We start from the raw sequence: 15,876 nt of genomic DNA, 5'->3' as shown, positions 1-15,876 counted from the left end.
TGGAGACCACGGCGACGGGCGCCACGCTCGGCACCCCCGGGCGAGGCCGGCCGGCGGTCGCCGTCTCCCGTCTACATCGGAGCGTGCGGGGGGACCTGACCGCGGGCGGGCCCCGTCCCGTCAGGGAGGGCCGGGACCCGCCCGCGTCCGGTCAGACGCGGGTGATCCGGATCGCGTCGGCGATCACCAGGCCGGTGCCGCCGGTCCACCGGCTCACCCCCACCTTGTTGCCGTCACCGGCGGCCAGGGTGAAGGTGCCGAGGGAACGCCACGCCCCGCCGCCGGAGCGCTGGTCGACGTAGACGGTCTGGTTCCCACTCGGCGTCACGACGATGTACGGCGCCCGGTTGTTGTAGCCGGGGTCGGCCGGATACCAGACCTCCACCCGGTAGGTGCCGGTCTCCGGGATGTTGGCCCGGTACCAGGCCGGGTCGCTCGCCTCGATGGGCTCGGCGAAGCGGTAGTCGGCGCCGTGCCGCTGGCTGGAGTAGCTCGACGTGCCCCAGTTGCTGCTGGCGGTGAAGGCCCCGGAGGTGCTGTTGTCGACGGTGACCGACCAGCCCGGCGTCGGGGTCGAGCCGGTCACCAGCTGCATGTAGTACGTCCAGTTCCAGTTCGGTCCCGGGTCGGTGTGGGTCGCGCCCGGAACCTGGTTGTGGCCGATGATGTGGCTACGGTCCTTGGGGATGCCGTAGCGGTCGCAGAGGTGCCGGGTCAGCGCGGCCGACGAGCGGTACATGGCGTCGGTGAACCAGGACGCCTGGTTGATGTAGCCCTCGTGCTCGATGCCGATCGACTGGGTGTTGTACGTCCAGTTGCCGGCGTGCCAGGCGATGTCCTTGTCCCGGACCGACTGGGTCACCGCGCCGTCCGAGGAGCGAATCACGTAGTGCGCGCTGACCTGGGCCGAGGGGTTCTGGAACCAGCTGATCGTGCCGGCGTACGACCCCTGGGCCACGTGGATCACCACGTAGTTGATCTGGTACGTCGACTCCCGGTTGGAGACCGTGTAGTTGGACGAACTCGCCGGAACCCAGGCGGCCGGACCGTAGTCCGTGCTCAGGGTGCCCACCTCGTCGCCGCTGCCGAGCGGCGCGACGGTGGCCAGCGCACCGCGCTCCGGGGCAACCGTCCGGGGCGCGACCCGGACCGGACCGCCCGCGGTGGTGGCGTCGATGCCGGTGGCGAGCAGGTCGTAGACGGCGTCGGCGTAGAGCCGGGCGACGGCCGGGGTACGCGCGCCGCCGTAGCGGGCGACCGCGCCGTACCAGCGGTTGACGTCGGCGCGCTGGGCCGCGGTCAGCCCGGCCTCGTCGGCGTACGACCGCAGCACGGCGGCCGCCCCGGCGATGTTGGCGGCGGTGTCGGTCCGCAGTGCCGCCGGGTCGAGGCCGGTCAGCGCGGCCGCCTCGTCCAGGGTGCGCACCGTCGGGTTGCTGGCCAGGTGCATCACGCCGTAGCCGTTGGACGCGCTCGGCGCTCCGGCGTGGTCGTCGAGGTGCGTCTCGGCGTAGCCGAGGGCGACCAGCAGGTCGCGGGGTACGTCGTAGCGGGCCGCCGCCCGGTCGAAGGCGGCCGCCAGCGGGCCGGCCACGGCGGGCGAGCCACCGGCCGCGGCCCCGCCCGTACCGCCGCTGGCGGGACGCGCGGCGGCCGGCTGGCCGGACAGGCCGACGGCGAGGGAGACGATCAGTGTGGCGCCGAGCAACTGGCTCAGGCGCGGTTGGAGGTACCGAACGGTCACCGTCACTCCTCCCGAACGATCGGACGCCCTGGGGGTCGGGGCGCCGGGTGGCCGTACCGTATAGCGTCGCGATCGTCTATGTCGAGAGGTTGCATCCTTCTGACGAAGGACGAAAACTATCTACACGTCCCCCGACCAGGGACGCTGAGCCGGTGTCACCGATCCGCGTCAGGCGATCCGCCGACTCACCCCACCGTGGATCCGAAGACCTCGTCGCGGACCGCGTCGAGCGCGATCCGCAGCGCGCCGCGCAGCACCGGCTCCTCGGTCAGCTCCGTCGGCACCACGCGGGGCGCGACCAGGGTGATGGCGGCCACCTCGTGCTGCACCCGCTCGGCGAGCGCGGTGCCGCCCGCCTGGCCGACCTCGCCGGCCAGCACCACCAGCGGCGGGTCGAGCACCACGCAACTGCTGGCCACACCGAGCGCCAGCCGGCGCGCCACCTCGTCCAGCACCGGTCCACCCGCCGTACCCGCCGCGATCGCGGCCCGAATCGCGTCCGCGGCCGTACCGGCCCGGAAGCCGTGCTCCCGGGCCACCGCCCGGACCGCGTCCGAGCCGGCCAGCTGGCCGAAGGGCGGCTTCGCCCGGCGTGAGGCGTCGCGCGGGATCTCCGCTCCCGGTACCGGCAGGTAGCCGATCTCGCCCGCCGCGCCGGTGGCGCCGTGGTGCAGCCGTCCGTTCAGGACGATCGCCAGACCGATGCCGACGCCGAGCCAGACCAGGATGAAGTCCTTCACCCCGCGGGCCGCCCCCGACTCCGCCTCGGCGACCGCCGCGAGGTTGACGTCGTTCTCGAAGTACACCGGGGTGTCCAGGTCCTCGCGGAGCGCGGCGAGCAGACCACGGTGCCAGCGCGGCAGGTTGAACGCGAAGGTGATGTCCCCGGTGTTCGGGTCGACCAGCCCCGGGGTGCCGAGCACCACCCGGCGGACGCCGGCGAGGTCGGCCCGGGCCTCGCTCGCCGCCTGCACCACCGCGTTGTGGACGACGCCGACCGGGTCGTCGGTGTCCCGGGTGGACTGCTCCACCCGGCCGATCACCTCACCGGTGATGTCGGCACAGGCGGCCACCACCCGGTCCGGCCCCACGTCGACGCCGACCACGTGCGCGCTCCCCGGCCGTACGGCGTAGAGCTGCGCGTTCGGGCCCCGCCCGCCGGCCTGCTCGCCGACCCGGGTCACCAGCCCCCGCTCCTCCAGCCGCTCCACGAGCTGGGAGGCGGTGACCTTCGACAGCCCGGTCAGTTCACCCAGCTGTGCCCGGGTGAGCGGACCCCGCGTGAGCAACAGCTCCAGTGCCGCGCGGTCGTTGAGCGCGCGAAGCAAACGGGGGGTACCGGGCAGCCGGGTGTTGGCCATACGCATCCTCGTGCTTTAGGTAAGTTTCCTAATTTCCAGCCTAGCCTTCGGGGGAGTAGACGTAGCGTAATGGGCCGGCGAGGCGGGGGTGCTAGGCCGATCCGGTGCCGCGTGATCCCGGGACGGACCTCTCCGGACCCACCACTCGGGGCGGGGAGGCGGGACCAACGGGGGAATCGCGATCATCGACCCGGCGCTCCGCGGCCGGCATCGCCACCGCCCGGACCGCCGGAACCGGGGAGGACGGGTTCGGGTACGCATGCTCGGCGGCACCGGCGTCGTTCGCGGCTCCCGGCCCCGGACCGGCCCGCACCGGTGCGACACTCGCACCCGGAAAACGATCACAGGAGGATCCGTTGCCGACCGACCCCGGACTCCGCCGGCTCGCCCTACGGACGCTGCTCGCCGCCTTCCCCGGGACCGCCCCGCCCGGCTGGGCGCTCGACCTGGTCGCCGAGGGGCTGGCCGGGCACACCCTGTTCGGTCGGAACATCGACCATCCCGACCAGGTCGCCGCGCTCACCGCCGCGCTGCGCGAGGCCCGGCCGGACGTCCTGGTCGCGATCGACGAGGAGGGGGGCGACGTCACCCGGCTCGCCCACGCCACCGGCAGCCCCTACCCCGGGAACGCGGCCCTCGGCGTGGTCGACGACCCCGCCCTGACCCGGCAGGTGTACCACGCGATCGGCACCGACCTCACCGCGGTCGGGATCACCCTCGACCTCGCCCCGACCGTCGACGTCAACACCGCCGACGACAACCCGATCATCGGTACCCGGGCGTTCGGGGCCGACCCGGCCCGGGTCGCCGCGCACGCCGCCGCCGCGGTGGCGGGACTCCAGGCCGCCGGGGTCGCCGCCTGCGCCAAGCACTTCCCCGGGCACGGCGCCACGATCGCCGACTCCCACCTGGAACTGCCGACCGTGGACGTACCCGCCGACGTGCTGCGGAGTCGCGACCTGCCGCCCTTCGCGGCGGTGATCGCCGCTGACGTCAGGGCCATCATGACCGCCCACATCCGGGTCCCGGCGCTGACCGGCGACGGCCCGGCCACGTTCAGCCGCGCCGTCCTGGTGGACCTGCTCCGCACCGAGTACGCCTTCGCCGGGGCGGTCCTCACCGACGCGCTGGAGATGAAGGGCGCCTCGGCGTCCGCCGGGGGCGTGGGGTCGGCCGCCGTCCGGGCCCTCGCCGCCGGGGCGGACCTGCTCTGCATCGGCGCCCAGGTCGACGCCGACCTGGTCGAGGAGGTGGTCGCCGAGATCGTCGCGGCACTGCGCGACGGACGCCTCGCCGTGTCCCGGGTCGAGGAGGCCGCCGAACGGGTCGCCGCCCTCGCCGCCTGGACCCAGGCCGCCGGCCTCCCGGCCTCGGCCCGGGTCACCGATCGCGCCGCCGGCCCGTCGGCTCCGGGCGCCACGCCCGGACCGGGCGCCACCGGCAGCCCGGACGTCGCCCCTGGTCGCTCGGGCGACGCCATCCGTCGGCCGGACGGCGCCGCCGCACCGGGCAGCAGGTCGCCCGTGGAGGCGCTCGGCTACGCCGCCGCGCGGCGCGCCGTCCGGGTCGAGGGTGTGGTGGACCGGCTCACCCGCCCGCTCGTCGTGCAGCTCTTCTCCGCCTCGACGATCGCCGAGGGACGCGTGCCGTGGGGCCTCGGACCGCACCTGAACGGTGTCGAGCAGCTCCGGGTCGTCGCCGCCGAGGCCGACGCCGAGGACCTGGCCGCCCGGGCCGGCGACCGGCCGATCGTGCTGGTCGGGCGGCGGCTGCACCAGCTACCCGGCGGGCCCGGGCTGATCGAGGCGCTGGCCGCCCGACACCCGGTCACCGTCGTCGAGATGGGCTGGCCGTCGCGCTGGCGCCCGGCCGGCGCCCGCGCCTTCGTCCTGACGTACGGGGCCAGCCACGCCAACGGACGGGCCGCCGCCGAGGCCCTCGGCCTGGTCGGTTGACCGCGTCCCGCCGGCGACACTCGTCGGGTCCGGTGGCCGCCACGTTCCCGACCGGCGCGAGGAACCGGTGGCGGGTCAATCGATGAGCCGGGAATGTCGGTCAAGTCGCCCAAACGGCCAGTTCACCCGGTGCCCTTGCCCGCTTGTGACGCGACGATACCGATACATAGCGTTGCCGGTGCGACGGCCGGCGGAGCCGTACGCCATGGTCCGTCACCGTCTCGGCGCGGAGCTCGGCCTGGGAGAGGACGCGGGCCGTGGACCACCCGGTTCCACGGCCCGCGGGCGGGCGGCGAGACGACTCGGGCGGCTAGAAGACGTAGCGCTCGGCGACGGTCTGGTAGTCGAACTGCTCGTCGTCGCCGAACCAGAGCTGCACCTCGTACTTCGCCTCGTCGACGCTCCCCGAGGCGTGCACCAGGTTGGCGATGGCCTTGCCGGCCCCCTCGGCGTACGCCTTCGACATGTGCGCGAAGTCGCCCCGGATCGTGCCGGGCGCGGCCTGGTCCGGGAAGGTCGGCCCGATCAACCGGCGAACGTTGGCCACCGCGTCCACCCCTTCGAGCACCAGGGCGACGACCGGACCCTGCTGCATGTACGCGGCCGTGGCGTCGTACACCGTCTTGCCGAAGCGCTCCTCCAGGTCGAAGTAGTGCCGGCGGGTGAAGTCCGCGTCCATCTGCTTCATCTTCAGACCGACGATCTTCAGACCGGCGTCCTCGAACCGCTGCACCAGGCGCCCGGTCAGACCCCGCGCCACCGCGTCGGGTTTGAGCAGGACAAGAGTACGTTCTGTGGCCGCCACCGTGGCCCCTTCCTCGATCACATGGTCCGGGCCGTCACGAGCTGGGTCCTCCGACTGCTCCGAGAATCGGGCCGTCGGGTCGCCGCTCCAGCGACAGGCCGCTGAGATCACGATAGTAGTCGGCCGCGCGCCGCCGGCTCGGTGGACCGCCGGCCACGCGCGCGAGGCGGCCGGCTACTCCCCCGCCTCCGGCCTTTCCACGGTCTCGTCCGTCGGCAGCCGCGGCGTTCGCGGCACCGGCCGCTGGTACGCCGGGTCGGGCAGCCCGAGCCGCAGTGCCAGGTATGGCTGCCCGAGACCGGCGAGCATCTGCCGCAGGATCTGCCGGGTGACGGGGACCTCGATCACCCCGCTGAGCGGGACCATGGAGACCCCGAACCGGGTGGCGGTCAGCCAGGCGGCGGAGAGCGCCTCCCCGGCCCGTAGCCAGCTCTCCGGCTCGTCCTCGTCGCCGAAGAGGATCCCGTAGACAGCGGCCTGATCGTGACCCGGGCCGACCGGCAGGGTGCCGGGGCGACCGAAGTCCCGGGCCGGCACGGTGGTCTGCGGCGCGTGCTCCAGCAGCACCTCGGCCGGCAGGCCGGCGCCCTTCGAGGCCGCCCGGCTGGTCCAGTACGCCAGCTCCTCCCGCAGCGCCGGGTCCTCGGCGATCAGGCCGCCGGCCCGCCCGGCCGCGGCGGCGAGTTCGATCACCTCGTCGTCGTCGAGGATCTGCACCTGGGCGCCCTGCGGGGCGGCCGCCGCGACGATCGCGTCCAGCGCCGCCGGCGGCACCTCCTGGTCGCTGACCGGTCGGCGGTCGGTGTGCCGCTCCGGGATCCGGCTGACCAGTTCCGCCGCGTCGGGCGGGGCCGGGGCCTGCCCGGTGGGGGTGATCCGGGCGAGCAGGTTGGGCCGGGCCGGGTCCGGAAGCCGGTCGACCCGTACGGCCCACCCGTCGGCGACGAGGGTGATCCGGGCGTGGTGCAGGGCGGCGCCGCAGCTCAGGGTGAGCAGCCGGCGGTCGGGGTCGCTGACGCCGAGTTGCCGCTCCTCGGCGACGGAGAGTTCGAGCAGCCCCGGTTCCACCCGCCAGTGCCAGGGCTGGGTGTTGTGCACCGACGGCGCGTGGGCCGCGTTCTCCGCGGCGCGGGCGAGCGCGTCGGTCGCGGACCGGTTCCCGCCGTACGTTCCGTCGATCATCGCCTGGCCCCCTCCCGTCTGCTCCTCATCGTGCCGCATTCCGGGATGATTCGCGCGACGTTGCGCGTACCGGGCGAGCCGTCGGCCCGACACGGTCGGCGGCGGCTCCGGGCCGGCCCCGGGGGCGAGCCGGGGCGGGGAAGCGGCGCCGCGGCGTTCGTCGACCGGCGGCGGGGCCGGGCGACACCGGTGCCCGGGAGCGACAGCGGAGGCCGGCGACACGCAGGAGGCGCCGGTGTCGTACGGTCGGCACACGGTGCCCGCCGGACGCCACCGGGTCGACGTCGGGGCCCGGGCGGTGACTTCGCGGACCGCTGAACCCGTACGCTTTCCGCGTAAGTCCGGTCCGAAGGCTCCCGGCCGTCACTACCTTCAGCCCCATGACGAGCCCATACACCCCGGAGGCTCGCGGCGCCGACCCGGCGCACGGGGGCCTCGACGACTCCGTCTACAAGCGACTGCTCGCCGAACGGATCATCTTCCTCGGCAGCGAGGTCACCGACGAGGTGGCCAACCGGATCTGCGCCCAACTGCTGCTGCTCGCCGCCGAGCACCCGAACCGGGACATCACCCTCTGGATCAACTCACCGGGCGGTTCGGTCTCGGCCGGGATGGCGATCTACGACACGATGCAGTTCATCGAGAACGACGTCTCCACGGTGGCCCTGGGGTTGGCCGGCTCCATGGGCCAGTTGCTGCTCTGCGCCGGCACCCGGGGCAAGCGGTACGCGCTGCCGCACACCCGGATCGTGATGCACCAACCGCACGGCGGGATGGGCGGCACGGCAGCCGACATCGCCATCCAGGCCGAGCAGATGCTGCACACCAAGCGCGTCATGCTGGAGACGATCGCCCGGCACACCGGGCAGACGTACGAGCGGATCGTGGCCGACGCCGACCGCGACCGCTGGTTCACCGCGGAGGAGGCGCGGGAGTACGGCTTCATCGACCAAGTGATCGCAGGCGCCGCGCAGCTCCAGCCGGGGTCCCGGGCCGGGAGATAGCTCCGGTACGGCGGCGGTGGGGGGCGGATCGGCCGATGCCTGCCGGGATGCCGGCGACCGCGATCGTGGCCGCCGGCGTCCCGGCCGGACGCCGATGGCCGGGGCCGGACGCCGCCGGTCAGAACTGCCGGATGACCGGAATGACGTCGGTGCCGATCCGCTCCAGCAGGTCGAGACGGGGCAACTGGGGCATGTTGCCGATCGCCACGTCGAAGCCGAGGTCGTGCAGCCGGCGTAGCTCGTCGATCAACTCGCCGGTGCGCTCGCCGTTCTCGCCGATGTCCATGATGTGGTAGACGGTCTTGGTGATCTCGTTGTAGTCGCGCCCCTCGGCCTCGCAGTGCCGGCGGAGTACGTCAAGCTTGTGCTCCAGATCCGGCGAGTTGAACAGGTTGCACGCCTGGGCGTACCTCGCGACCAGCCGCAGCGTCCTCTTCTCCCCGCCGCCACCGATCATGATCGGCGGATGCGGCCGGGTCAGCGGCTGCGGGGAGTTGAGCAGTCGCCTGGCCTGGATGTGCGTGCCGTCGAACGGTCCGTCGTCCTCGGACCACATCTGCAGCAGGTACCGGAGCGTCTCCTCGAGCAGTTCGTACCGTTCGGACAGGGGCGGGAACGGGAAACCGAGCCCGCGCGACTCCTCCTCGTTCCACCCGGCGCCGATGCCGAGCATCACCCGGCCGCCGCTGAGGACGTCCAGCGTGGTCAGGGTCTTCGCGAGCAGACCCGCCGGACGGTGGTGCACCCCGGTGACCACGGTCAGCAGGGTGGCCCGCTCGGTGTGCGCGGCGAGGTAGCCGAGCGTGGTGTACGCCTCCAGCATCTCCGCCTCGGTCGGACCGAATACCGGGACCTGGAAGAAGTGGTCCATCAGGGCGAGATAGCCGAAGCCCGCCTGGTCGGCCGTACGGGCGACGGCGGCGAGATCGTGACGCAGGCCGGCCGGCCCCTTCGGCCAGGTGAAGTTGGGAATCTGCAGGCCGAGTTCCATGCCCGTGCTCCTTCTGCCGTCTCCCCGCTGCCCACGCGATCCGATGTCGACACTCGTCCGGCTGCTGTGCCTGCCAACCGGACCCCGACGGCGACACGTCCTGACCGGACCGCCGCCGATTCTAGCCACCGACCGGTCGGCCGCCTTCCACGTTGATGATGACGGCGGTGGACAGGTCGACCGAGGACGCCGGTGGGCCACCCCGGTGCGCGACCCGACCGGGCCACGCCCGGTAACGAACCCGGGCGGTGGCCGGACCGACCGGACCCCGGGCGGGGCACCGGTGGCGCCGGCCCGGGGCCGCGTCGGGATCAGCCGCGCTCGGGTACGGCCAGCTCGCCCAGTTCCGACCAGTCGTCCTGCGGAATCGTGGTGTTGACGATCCGGGGCGTCTCGGCGAGGTGCGGCGGCAGCGTCTGCTGCGCCTTCCGGAAGTGCGCCGACCCGACGTGCGCGGCACCGGCCTCGCCGTCCCGGAACGCCTCGACGAGGACGTACTCCGTCGGGTCGTCGAGGCTGCGGGACCAGTCGAACCAGAGGCAGCCGGGCTCGGCACGGGTCGCCTCCGTGAACTCCCTGACGATCTCCGGCCACTGGTCGGCGTACTCCGGCAACACCTTGAACTTGGCGGTAATGAAGATCATCTGCTCTCCTCGTCCGGGCTCGTGGCATGGTGACCGGGCCACCCCCATCGACCCTAGTTGGTGCGGGGTACGGGTTGCCGACCCCGCGCCTCGGGCCGACCCGGTTACGGGGTGACCGGTGGGTTGGGAGCACCGGGCACGAACTCCAGTAGCAGGCGGTGCTCTCGTGGGTGTCGCGGGACGACGGCGGCCCACCACGCGATCGGCTCGTCACGCGCCGCCGCACCCGTGGATCCCTCATGTCGCCGGCGAGACGGGCGCGCGTGTGCCGCCTCGCGCCCTGCCGTCAGCGCCGCTCGCCGGAGCCGAGGCCAAGGATCATCATCCCGAGCCCGAGGCCCAGGTGCAGCCAGTTGTCGGCGGCGTCGAACGGTACGAAGTTGGCCGCGCTCCGGTGTCCCACGGCGAACCCGTACATCCAGAACGCGAGATAGACGGCGCCGCCGCCGATCAGGAAGAGCCGGGCACCCGCGACGGTACGGGCCATCGCGAGACCAACGACGCCGAAGAGGAGGTGCACGAGGTTGTGCAGGATCGACACCTGGAACACCCCGAACAGCCTGGCTCCGGACTCGTGCCCGGCGAAGGTGAGGTCGCCGAAGTGGGTGGTGATGCCGGGAACGAAGCCAGCGAGGCCGACGAGGACGAAGGCCGCGGCGACGGCCACCGCGAGCCTGCGTACGAGCAGCAGTGGCTCGCCGGTCTCTCCGGCGACCTGAATCTGGGTCCCGCTCGCCATGTCGCCCACCTCCCTGGCGGATGATGCCTCCCGTTCCCCGTCCGCGCCGTGTGAAACCAGCGGCACCGCCGTCCCGGATGCCCGAGATGGGCGGCCCGTGGTGCTTCGTCGGCCCGACTGGGGTGGTACGGCGCGGGCGCCACACGCGTCCCACGGGTGGCACATGAAGCGGGCGCTCCGGGGAACCGTACGGCTAGGCATCCACGACGGAAGCGAGGTGATCGGCGGTGACCGCGACCAAGCAGCGGGACGTGGTGGACCTCCTGGTCGACCAGCACAACCAGATCAAGAGCCTGTTCGGGCAGTTGAGCCGGGCACGGGGAACCGAGAAGCGGGAGCTGTTCGAGCAGCTGGTCCGGCTCCTGGCGGTGCACGAGAGCGCCGAGGAGATCGTCGTGCATCCGAGCGCCCGGCGGAGGATCGACCGTGGCCATCAGGTGGTGGACCAGCGGCTTCAGGAGGAGGACCAGGCCAAGCGTGAGCTGGCCGAACTGTACGAGATGGGCGTCGACCACCCGAACTTCGACACCCGGCTGGCACGACTCGCCGACGCGGTGGTCCAGCACGCGAGCCACGAGGAGAACGAGGAGTTCCCGTCCCTGCGCCGGAACATGTCCGAGGCGCAGCTGACCCGGATGGCCGGCGCGGTGCGGGCCGCCGAGGCGATGGCGCCGACCCGCCCGCATCCGCACAGCGGCGAGTCCGCGACGGCGAACATGCTGGTCGGGCCGCCGATGGCCCTCTTCGACCGGGTCCGGGACGCGGTCCGGGACTGGCGCGAGTCCCAGGCGGACCGCGGCTGAGCGGGCGGACGCGGTCGTCGCGTCCGCACCCGCTCCGGTACGCCGAGGAGGCGACTCGCCGGGCCGGCCGCACCGCCGGCCCGGCACAGCGTTCCCGCCGTCGGACCCCCTGGTCCGGCGGCGCTCACCCATGGTCCCGGCCGGCGGCCGGCGCCCCGAGCACACCTCGGTCAGCGGCGTCGGCCCGATCGGCGGTGCCCGATCCCACCCGCCCCGCACCCCGTACGGCTCGACCGGGGAGGGATCGGGGCGGGCTGGCGGGACAGCCGGGCCGGAAGACTCCGCGGAGCAGACCCGGGCCGCCGTACACCGCCACGGCGACCGGGATCAGCACGGTGATCGCGAGCAGGGCCAGCCAGGACCAGACCGGCAGCCGGGCCACGACCGCGACGACGGTCAGCCCGGCGAAGACCTGGAACCTCCGTCGCACGACGGCGGGGCGGGGCAACGCCGGCGCCCCGGTCTCGTGCTCCACTCTCGACATCACGGCACCCCCGGCTCAGACGGTGCGGGACAGGTTCATACGGCGAGGACCAGCAGCAGTCCGAGACCCACGACGAGCGCCGGCACGGTCGTGATCAGGGTCGCCAGTCCGGCGGCCCGGCGACGCAGCGCCGCGAGCGGGATGAGGGCATCGCCGTCCTGGCTGATCGCGTTGGCGACCAGCGTCGGCAGCGGCAGTCCCCCGCTGACGTAGATCCCGGTGAAGACGATCTGGATCGCGCAGCCCGGGACCAACCCGATGAGCGCGCCGACGAGGACCCCGACCACTCCGGCGAAGCCCAGCTGCGAACCGTCGAATCCGGTCGCCGTGGAGAGGACCTGCCACCCGAGGTAGGCGGCCGCGACCCACACCGTGACGAACGACGCCTCGTGCGCGCTGTGCCGGAGCGTCTCCCGCAGACTCGCCGGGTGGGCGGTGGCCATGGAGTCGTCGGCGAACCGGCCCCGTCCGACGGCGAAGACGACCAGGGCGACCAGCATGCCGGCGCACCCCAGGACCAGGTACGGGTCGACGCCGGCGAACGGGGCACGCAACGACGCCGGGTCGACCGCGTGAAACGCGACCGGGACGGAGACCAGGAAGGCCGGCGTGGTCAACCCCCAGAAGGCGACGGAGATCCCGCTCCGCCGCGCGGTCGGCGCCTGGTCGGCGGCGGCGAGCACCGCGAGCCCTCCCGTTCCCGGGTTGTCGACTCCGCGCGGCCGGCCGCGCCCCGGCGCGGCGGCCCGGCCCGCTGGGGCAGGCCGCACGGCGGAGGCGGCGGGTGGGGCGGCCGTGGTCGGGGCCGGCGCCCCGGCAGGCGCGGACGGCCCGACCGGCGCCGGTCGGGCCGGTGGGGCGACGCCGGCCGGCACGGCACCCGGCAGCGCCGCGGCCGCCCTGCCCGCCCGGCGCCGCCGCCACCACGCGGGCAGGGCGCGGGCCGGGTCGATCCCGAGCAGGTCGACGGCGTATCCGGTGGCCAGACCGACCACGAACAGCACCAGGTGGATCCGGAGCGCGAATCCGGGATCAGCGGCGATCACCACCCAGGACGAGTCGCCCATCGTCGCGGCGAGCGCGGCGATCACCGTGCCGTAACTGACCTTCCCCCGGGCGTAGAGCGGCATGAGGATGATGGCCCCGCCGCACCCGGGGCTCACGCCCAGCACCGCGCCGACCAGCGGACCGAGCCGCGGCCGGCGGGTCAGTCCATCGGTGACCCGGTCGCCGTGACGCCAGCGGAGCCACCCGAAGAGCGCGACCAGCACGGCGACGAAGACCCCGACCTGCATGAAGGCGTCCGCCAGCGGACGGACGAGCAGTTCGACCACGAGGCAGCCCTCCAGTGGTGGACCGTGCCGGGACGTCCGGCGGAGACAGGTCGTCCCGGCACGGCGGGGAACGGGAAGCGGCGGACGTGACGAGCCCGGTCAGCGGCTCGTCGTCCTCGCGGCGAGCATCGAGCCGACCGTCGGCGGCGGGGTGCCGTGCAACCGGGGGTCCGCCGGCGGCAGCGTCGGCGCCTCCTCATGGGCCTGTGCCGTCGCGTGATAGCTGAACTGGCCCTTCCCGTCGGGGCTCGGTCCGGACGCCCACCGGCCCTCGGCCGACTCCTCACCGGCGGAGAAGTTGATGAACTGGTAGGCGAACTCGTTCTCCTGCTCGGCATCCGGGAAGGCCTCCGGCACCGGCATCTCCTCGAGGCCGTCCTCCTTGAGCTGTTCGATGGCGGCGAGCCACATGTTCTGGTGCATCGTGTCCCGAGCGAGCAGGAAACGCAGCATCTGCTTGACGCCGGGATCGTCGGTCATGTTGAACAGGCGGGCCACCTGGAGTCGTCCCTGCGCCTCCGCCGTGACGTTGAGGTAGAAGTCGGCGAGCAGGTTGCCGCTGGCGGTGATGTACGAGCCGTTCCACGGCACTCCGACGCTGTCCACCGGTAGCGGCCCGCCGCCGGCGTGGATGAGGTGCGCCGGGTTGGAGCCGGCGTAGATCGCCGCCAGCATCGGGTTGTCCTCGGCGGCGGCCTCCTGCATCGAGAGCGGCGCGCTGTCCAACAACCGGGCGATCATGATGGAGATCATCTCGACGTGGCCCAGTTCCTCCGTGCCGACATCGAGCAGGAGATCCTTGTACTTGCCCGGGAGGCGGCAGCTCCAGCCCTGGAAGAGGTACTGGTTGGCGACGGTCATCTCTCCCCACTTGCCGCCCAGAATCTCCTGGAGACGCCGGGCGAAGGCGGCATCAGGTCCGTCCGGCTTCGCCGTGAACTGCAGATCCTTGATGTGGCTGAACACGCTGTCCTCCTGTCGGGCGGGATGCGGACACCGCGCGGGTACCCGGAACGGCGAACCGGCCGGGCCAAACGGTGGCCCATCCGGGCCAACCGCTGAGCAGCCGGAGGAGACGGGCGCGGCCGACCGGCTCCGGCTGGCGGACGGGCTCGGCACGGCGGGTTGCGTCGGGCCACGGGGTCGGTTGCGCGGGAAGCGACACCTCGACCGCGACACCGCGCGGTCGGAGCGGGTACGCCCGGATCGTGCCACCGTCGACGTCGACCAGCCGTCGGACAATCCAGAGCCCCAGGCCGGACATTCCGCCGGGCGGGGCCGGGCGGCGCAGTGCGGCGAGCAGATCGGCACAGTGTCGGCCCTCGTCGGCGACCATGATCACCAGATCACCGGCGCGCACGGTGGCGGTGACGCGGACCGGGCCCCGCCGGGGGCCGTGCCGCAGTGCGTTGTCGACCAGGTTCAGCAGCACCTGACGAACCCGCTGGGCGTTGACCAACCGTCGGCCTGCGTCGGGACTCACCGACAGCCGTACCCGGCTCGGCGGCCAGGCCGCGACCACCGCCGGCAGGATCCGGGCCAGCGGGACCGGCGGTTCGCCGTCCTCGGTCACGCCGCGTGCCCAGGCCACCGCCTGCCGCCAGACGCCGTCGAGGTGTACGGCCTGGTCCCGGGCGAGCGACAGCATCGCCCGCCGGTCGGCCACGGTGACCGCCTGCCGCTCGTCGGCGAGGGTCCGGGTCAGCGCGGTCAGCGTGCCGATCGGCGACCGCAACTCGTGACAGAGCGCCCGGAGCAGGACAGACTCGACAGCGGGATCGCCCCGGCTCGGACGTCCGTCCGGTTCGGCCGGGGATCTGGATCCACGGCGGCAGAGCAGCGACCGTGCCCGGAGCACGAGATCCACCGCGAGCAGCCCGGTCAGCACCAGCGTCACGGCCATCGTGGCGTTCAGGAGCAGCCCGAGCGCCACGGCACCGGCCAGGACCACCACCGCGCCGCCGACCAGCGCCGCCGGCATCGGCGTACCGATCGTCGCGAAACGTCGCCGGGGTACGCCTCTCAACCTGGTGGGCATGATCAGGCCGTATCCGGGAAAGGCGCCCGGGTGCCCGGTTCGGCCACCGTCCGCATCGCTTTGATCGACGACCACCCCCTGTTCGTACGTGGGCTGGAGCTGCTGCTCGCGGCCACCGACGGTGGGCGGGTACGGGTCGTGGGGTCGACCGGGGACGCGGCGTCGGCCGCCGCCCTCGTCCGTCGCTGCCTTCCCGATCTGGCCCTGGTCGACCTCCGCATGCCCGAGCCCGGCGGGGTACGGGCCATCGCCGCCATCCGGCGGACCAACCCGGGCCTCCGGATCGTCGCGATGTCCGGTCTCGACGACACCGCCACCGCCGTGGAGGCGCTCCGGGCCGGTGCCGACGGTTACCTACCGAAGAGCAGTGAGCCCGAGGAACTCCTGCCGCCGCTGCTCGCCGTGCTGGATGGTTGGGCGGTCCTCCCCGCCGACCTGCTGGGGGCGCTCGTCGCACCGGTGCGCGGCCGGGCCTCGGTCTCCGCCGGCCTCGACGAGCAGGAACGCCTGCTCCTGCAGCTTATTGCCCGGGGAACCAGTACGGCCGGGATCTCGGAGAAGCTGCACGTCTCGGAACGGACGGCGAAACGCCTGATCGCGTCCCTGTTACGCAAGCTCAGGGTCTCGTCGAAGGCCGAGGCCGCCGCGATCGCGGGCAGCGCCGGCCTGTTCTAGAAGCGGCCGGCCTGTTCGGAAAGCGGAAGAACCGCCCTCGTGACCGCTGATCGGACCGTCTGGTCCCTACTCCCTGTTTCACGCCGGAACCGGCCCTTTCCGGAGGCTCCCGTGCGG

At 73.3% G+C, this 15,876-nt stretch carries 15 protein-coding genes; 4 read left to right on the top strand and 11 right to left on the bottom strand.

Annotated features, from left to right (window positions below; genetic code table 11):
• Positions 1-151: 151 nt before the first annotated feature.
• Both EF879_RS13175 and EF879_RS13170 read right to left on the bottom strand, forming a co-directional pair.
• Complete coding sequence (locus EF879_RS13175; protein ID WP_123558484.1) at positions 152-1,744, bottom strand: N-acetylmuramoyl-L-alanine amidase; 1,593 nt, start codon at positions 1,742-1,744, stop codon at positions 152-154.
• 185 nt (positions 1,745-1,929) lie between these two features.
• On the bottom strand, positions 1,930-3,105 hold the full coding sequence (locus EF879_RS13170; RefSeq protein ID WP_123558187.1) for an ROK family transcriptional regulator: 1,176 nt from the start codon (positions 3,103-3,105) through the stop codon (positions 1,930-1,932).
• Positions 3,106-3,461: 356 nt separating this feature from the next.
• Here EF879_RS13170 and EF879_RS28100 point away from each other — a divergent pair, with 356 nt between their 5' ends.
• Entirely contained in the window at positions 3,462-5,060 is a 1,599-nt protein-coding gene (locus tag EF879_RS28100; RefSeq protein ID WP_233604413.1) for a glycoside hydrolase family 3 N-terminal domain-containing protein, read from the top strand.
• Positions 5,061-5,370: 310 nt separating this feature from the next.
• Here the strand turns inward: EF879_RS28100 and EF879_RS13160 are convergent, their stop codons facing one another.
• On the bottom strand, positions 5,371-5,865 hold the full coding sequence (locus EF879_RS13160) for a nucleoside-diphosphate kinase (protein ID WP_123558482.1): 495 nt from the start codon (positions 5,863-5,865) through the stop codon (positions 5,371-5,373).
• A gap of 174 nt (positions 5,866-6,039) precedes the next feature.
• Positions 6,040-7,047: a nitroreductase family protein gene (locus tag EF879_RS13155; protein WP_233604438.1), complete on the bottom strand. Its 1,008-nt coding sequence runs from the start codon at positions 7,045-7,047 to the stop codon at positions 6,040-6,042.
• 380 nt (positions 7,048-7,427) lie between these two features.
• On the opposite strand from EF879_RS13155, the gene EF879_RS13150 reads away from it, so the two are divergent.
• Positions 7,428-8,051 (top strand): ClpP family protease, encoded by a 624-nt coding sequence (locus tag EF879_RS13150; RefSeq protein ID WP_123558183.1) that lies wholly within the window; start codon positions 7,428-7,430, stop codon positions 8,049-8,051.
• A gap of 118 nt (positions 8,052-8,169) precedes the next feature.
• Here the strand turns inward: EF879_RS13150 and EF879_RS13145 are convergent, their stop codons facing one another.
• The 3 genes from EF879_RS13145 to EF879_RS13135 all read right to left on the bottom strand — a co-directional run bounded on the left by EF879_RS13145 (position 8,170) and on the right by EF879_RS13135 (position 10,425).
• Entirely contained in the window at positions 8,170-9,042 is an 873-nt protein-coding gene (locus tag EF879_RS13145; RefSeq protein ID WP_123558181.1) for an LLM class F420-dependent oxidoreductase, read from the bottom strand.
• 311 nt (positions 9,043-9,353) lie between these two features.
• A complete protein-coding gene (locus tag EF879_RS13140; RefSeq protein WP_123558179.1) occupies positions 9,354-9,686 on the bottom strand; it encodes a putative quinol monooxygenase in 333 nt (110 codons plus the stop codon).
• Between the two features lie 286 nt (positions 9,687-9,972).
• Positions 9,973-10,425: a DUF4383 domain-containing protein gene (locus EF879_RS13135; RefSeq protein ID WP_123558480.1), complete on the bottom strand. Its 453-nt coding sequence runs from the start codon at positions 10,423-10,425 to the stop codon at positions 9,973-9,975.
• 227 nt (positions 10,426-10,652) lie between these two features.
• On the opposite strand from EF879_RS13135, the gene EF879_RS13130 reads away from it, so the two are divergent.
• Positions 10,653-11,228: a hemerythrin domain-containing protein gene (locus EF879_RS13130; RefSeq protein WP_123558177.1), complete on the top strand. Its 576-nt coding sequence runs from the start codon at positions 10,653-10,655 to the stop codon at positions 11,226-11,228.
• Positions 11,229-11,352: 124 nt separating this feature from the next.
• On the opposite strand, the gene EF879_RS13125 is transcribed toward EF879_RS13130, so the two are convergent.
• From EF879_RS13125 to EF879_RS13110, 4 genes are all read right to left on the bottom strand, one after another.
• Positions 11,353-11,712 carry a hypothetical protein gene (locus tag EF879_RS13125; protein WP_148086429.1) on the bottom strand — a complete coding sequence of 120 codons (360 nt, stop codon included), beginning with the start codon at positions 11,710-11,712 and terminating at the stop codon, positions 11,353-11,355.
• A 35-nt stretch (positions 11,713-11,747) separates the two neighbouring features.
• The gene (locus EF879_RS13120; protein WP_123558173.1) at positions 11,748-13,046 is read right to left on the bottom strand and encodes a putative manganese transporter; all 1,299 of its coding nucleotides are present in this window, start codon (positions 13,044-13,046) and stop codon (positions 11,748-11,750) included.
• A 99-nt stretch (positions 13,047-13,145) separates the two neighbouring features.
• Positions 13,146-14,012: a manganese catalase family protein gene (locus EF879_RS13115; protein WP_123558171.1), complete on the bottom strand. Its 867-nt coding sequence runs from the start codon at positions 14,010-14,012 to the stop codon at positions 13,146-13,148.
• Positions 13,960-15,084, bottom strand: a complete 1,125-nt coding sequence (locus tag EF879_RS13110) for a sensor histidine kinase KdpD (protein WP_148086428.1) — start codon at positions 15,082-15,084, stop codon at positions 13,960-13,962. Before EF879_RS13110 ends, EF879_RS13115 begins: the two co-directional genes overlap by 53 nt.
• Positions 15,085-15,114: 30 nt before the next feature.
• Between EF879_RS13110 and EF879_RS13105 the strand changes: the two genes are divergently transcribed.
• Complete coding sequence (locus EF879_RS13105) at positions 15,115-15,759, top strand: response regulator transcription factor (RefSeq protein ID WP_123558167.1); 645 nt, start codon at positions 15,115-15,117, stop codon at positions 15,757-15,759.
• The last annotated feature ends 117 nt before the right edge of the window (positions 15,760-15,876 follow it).

Source organism: Micromonospora sp. HM5-17 (assembly GCF_003762835.1).
In the GTDB taxonomy this organism is placed as follows: Bacteria; Actinomycetota; Actinomycetes; order Mycobacteriales; family Micromonosporaceae; genus Plantactinospora.
This window is presented reverse-complemented; position numbering and strand designations above follow the sequence as displayed.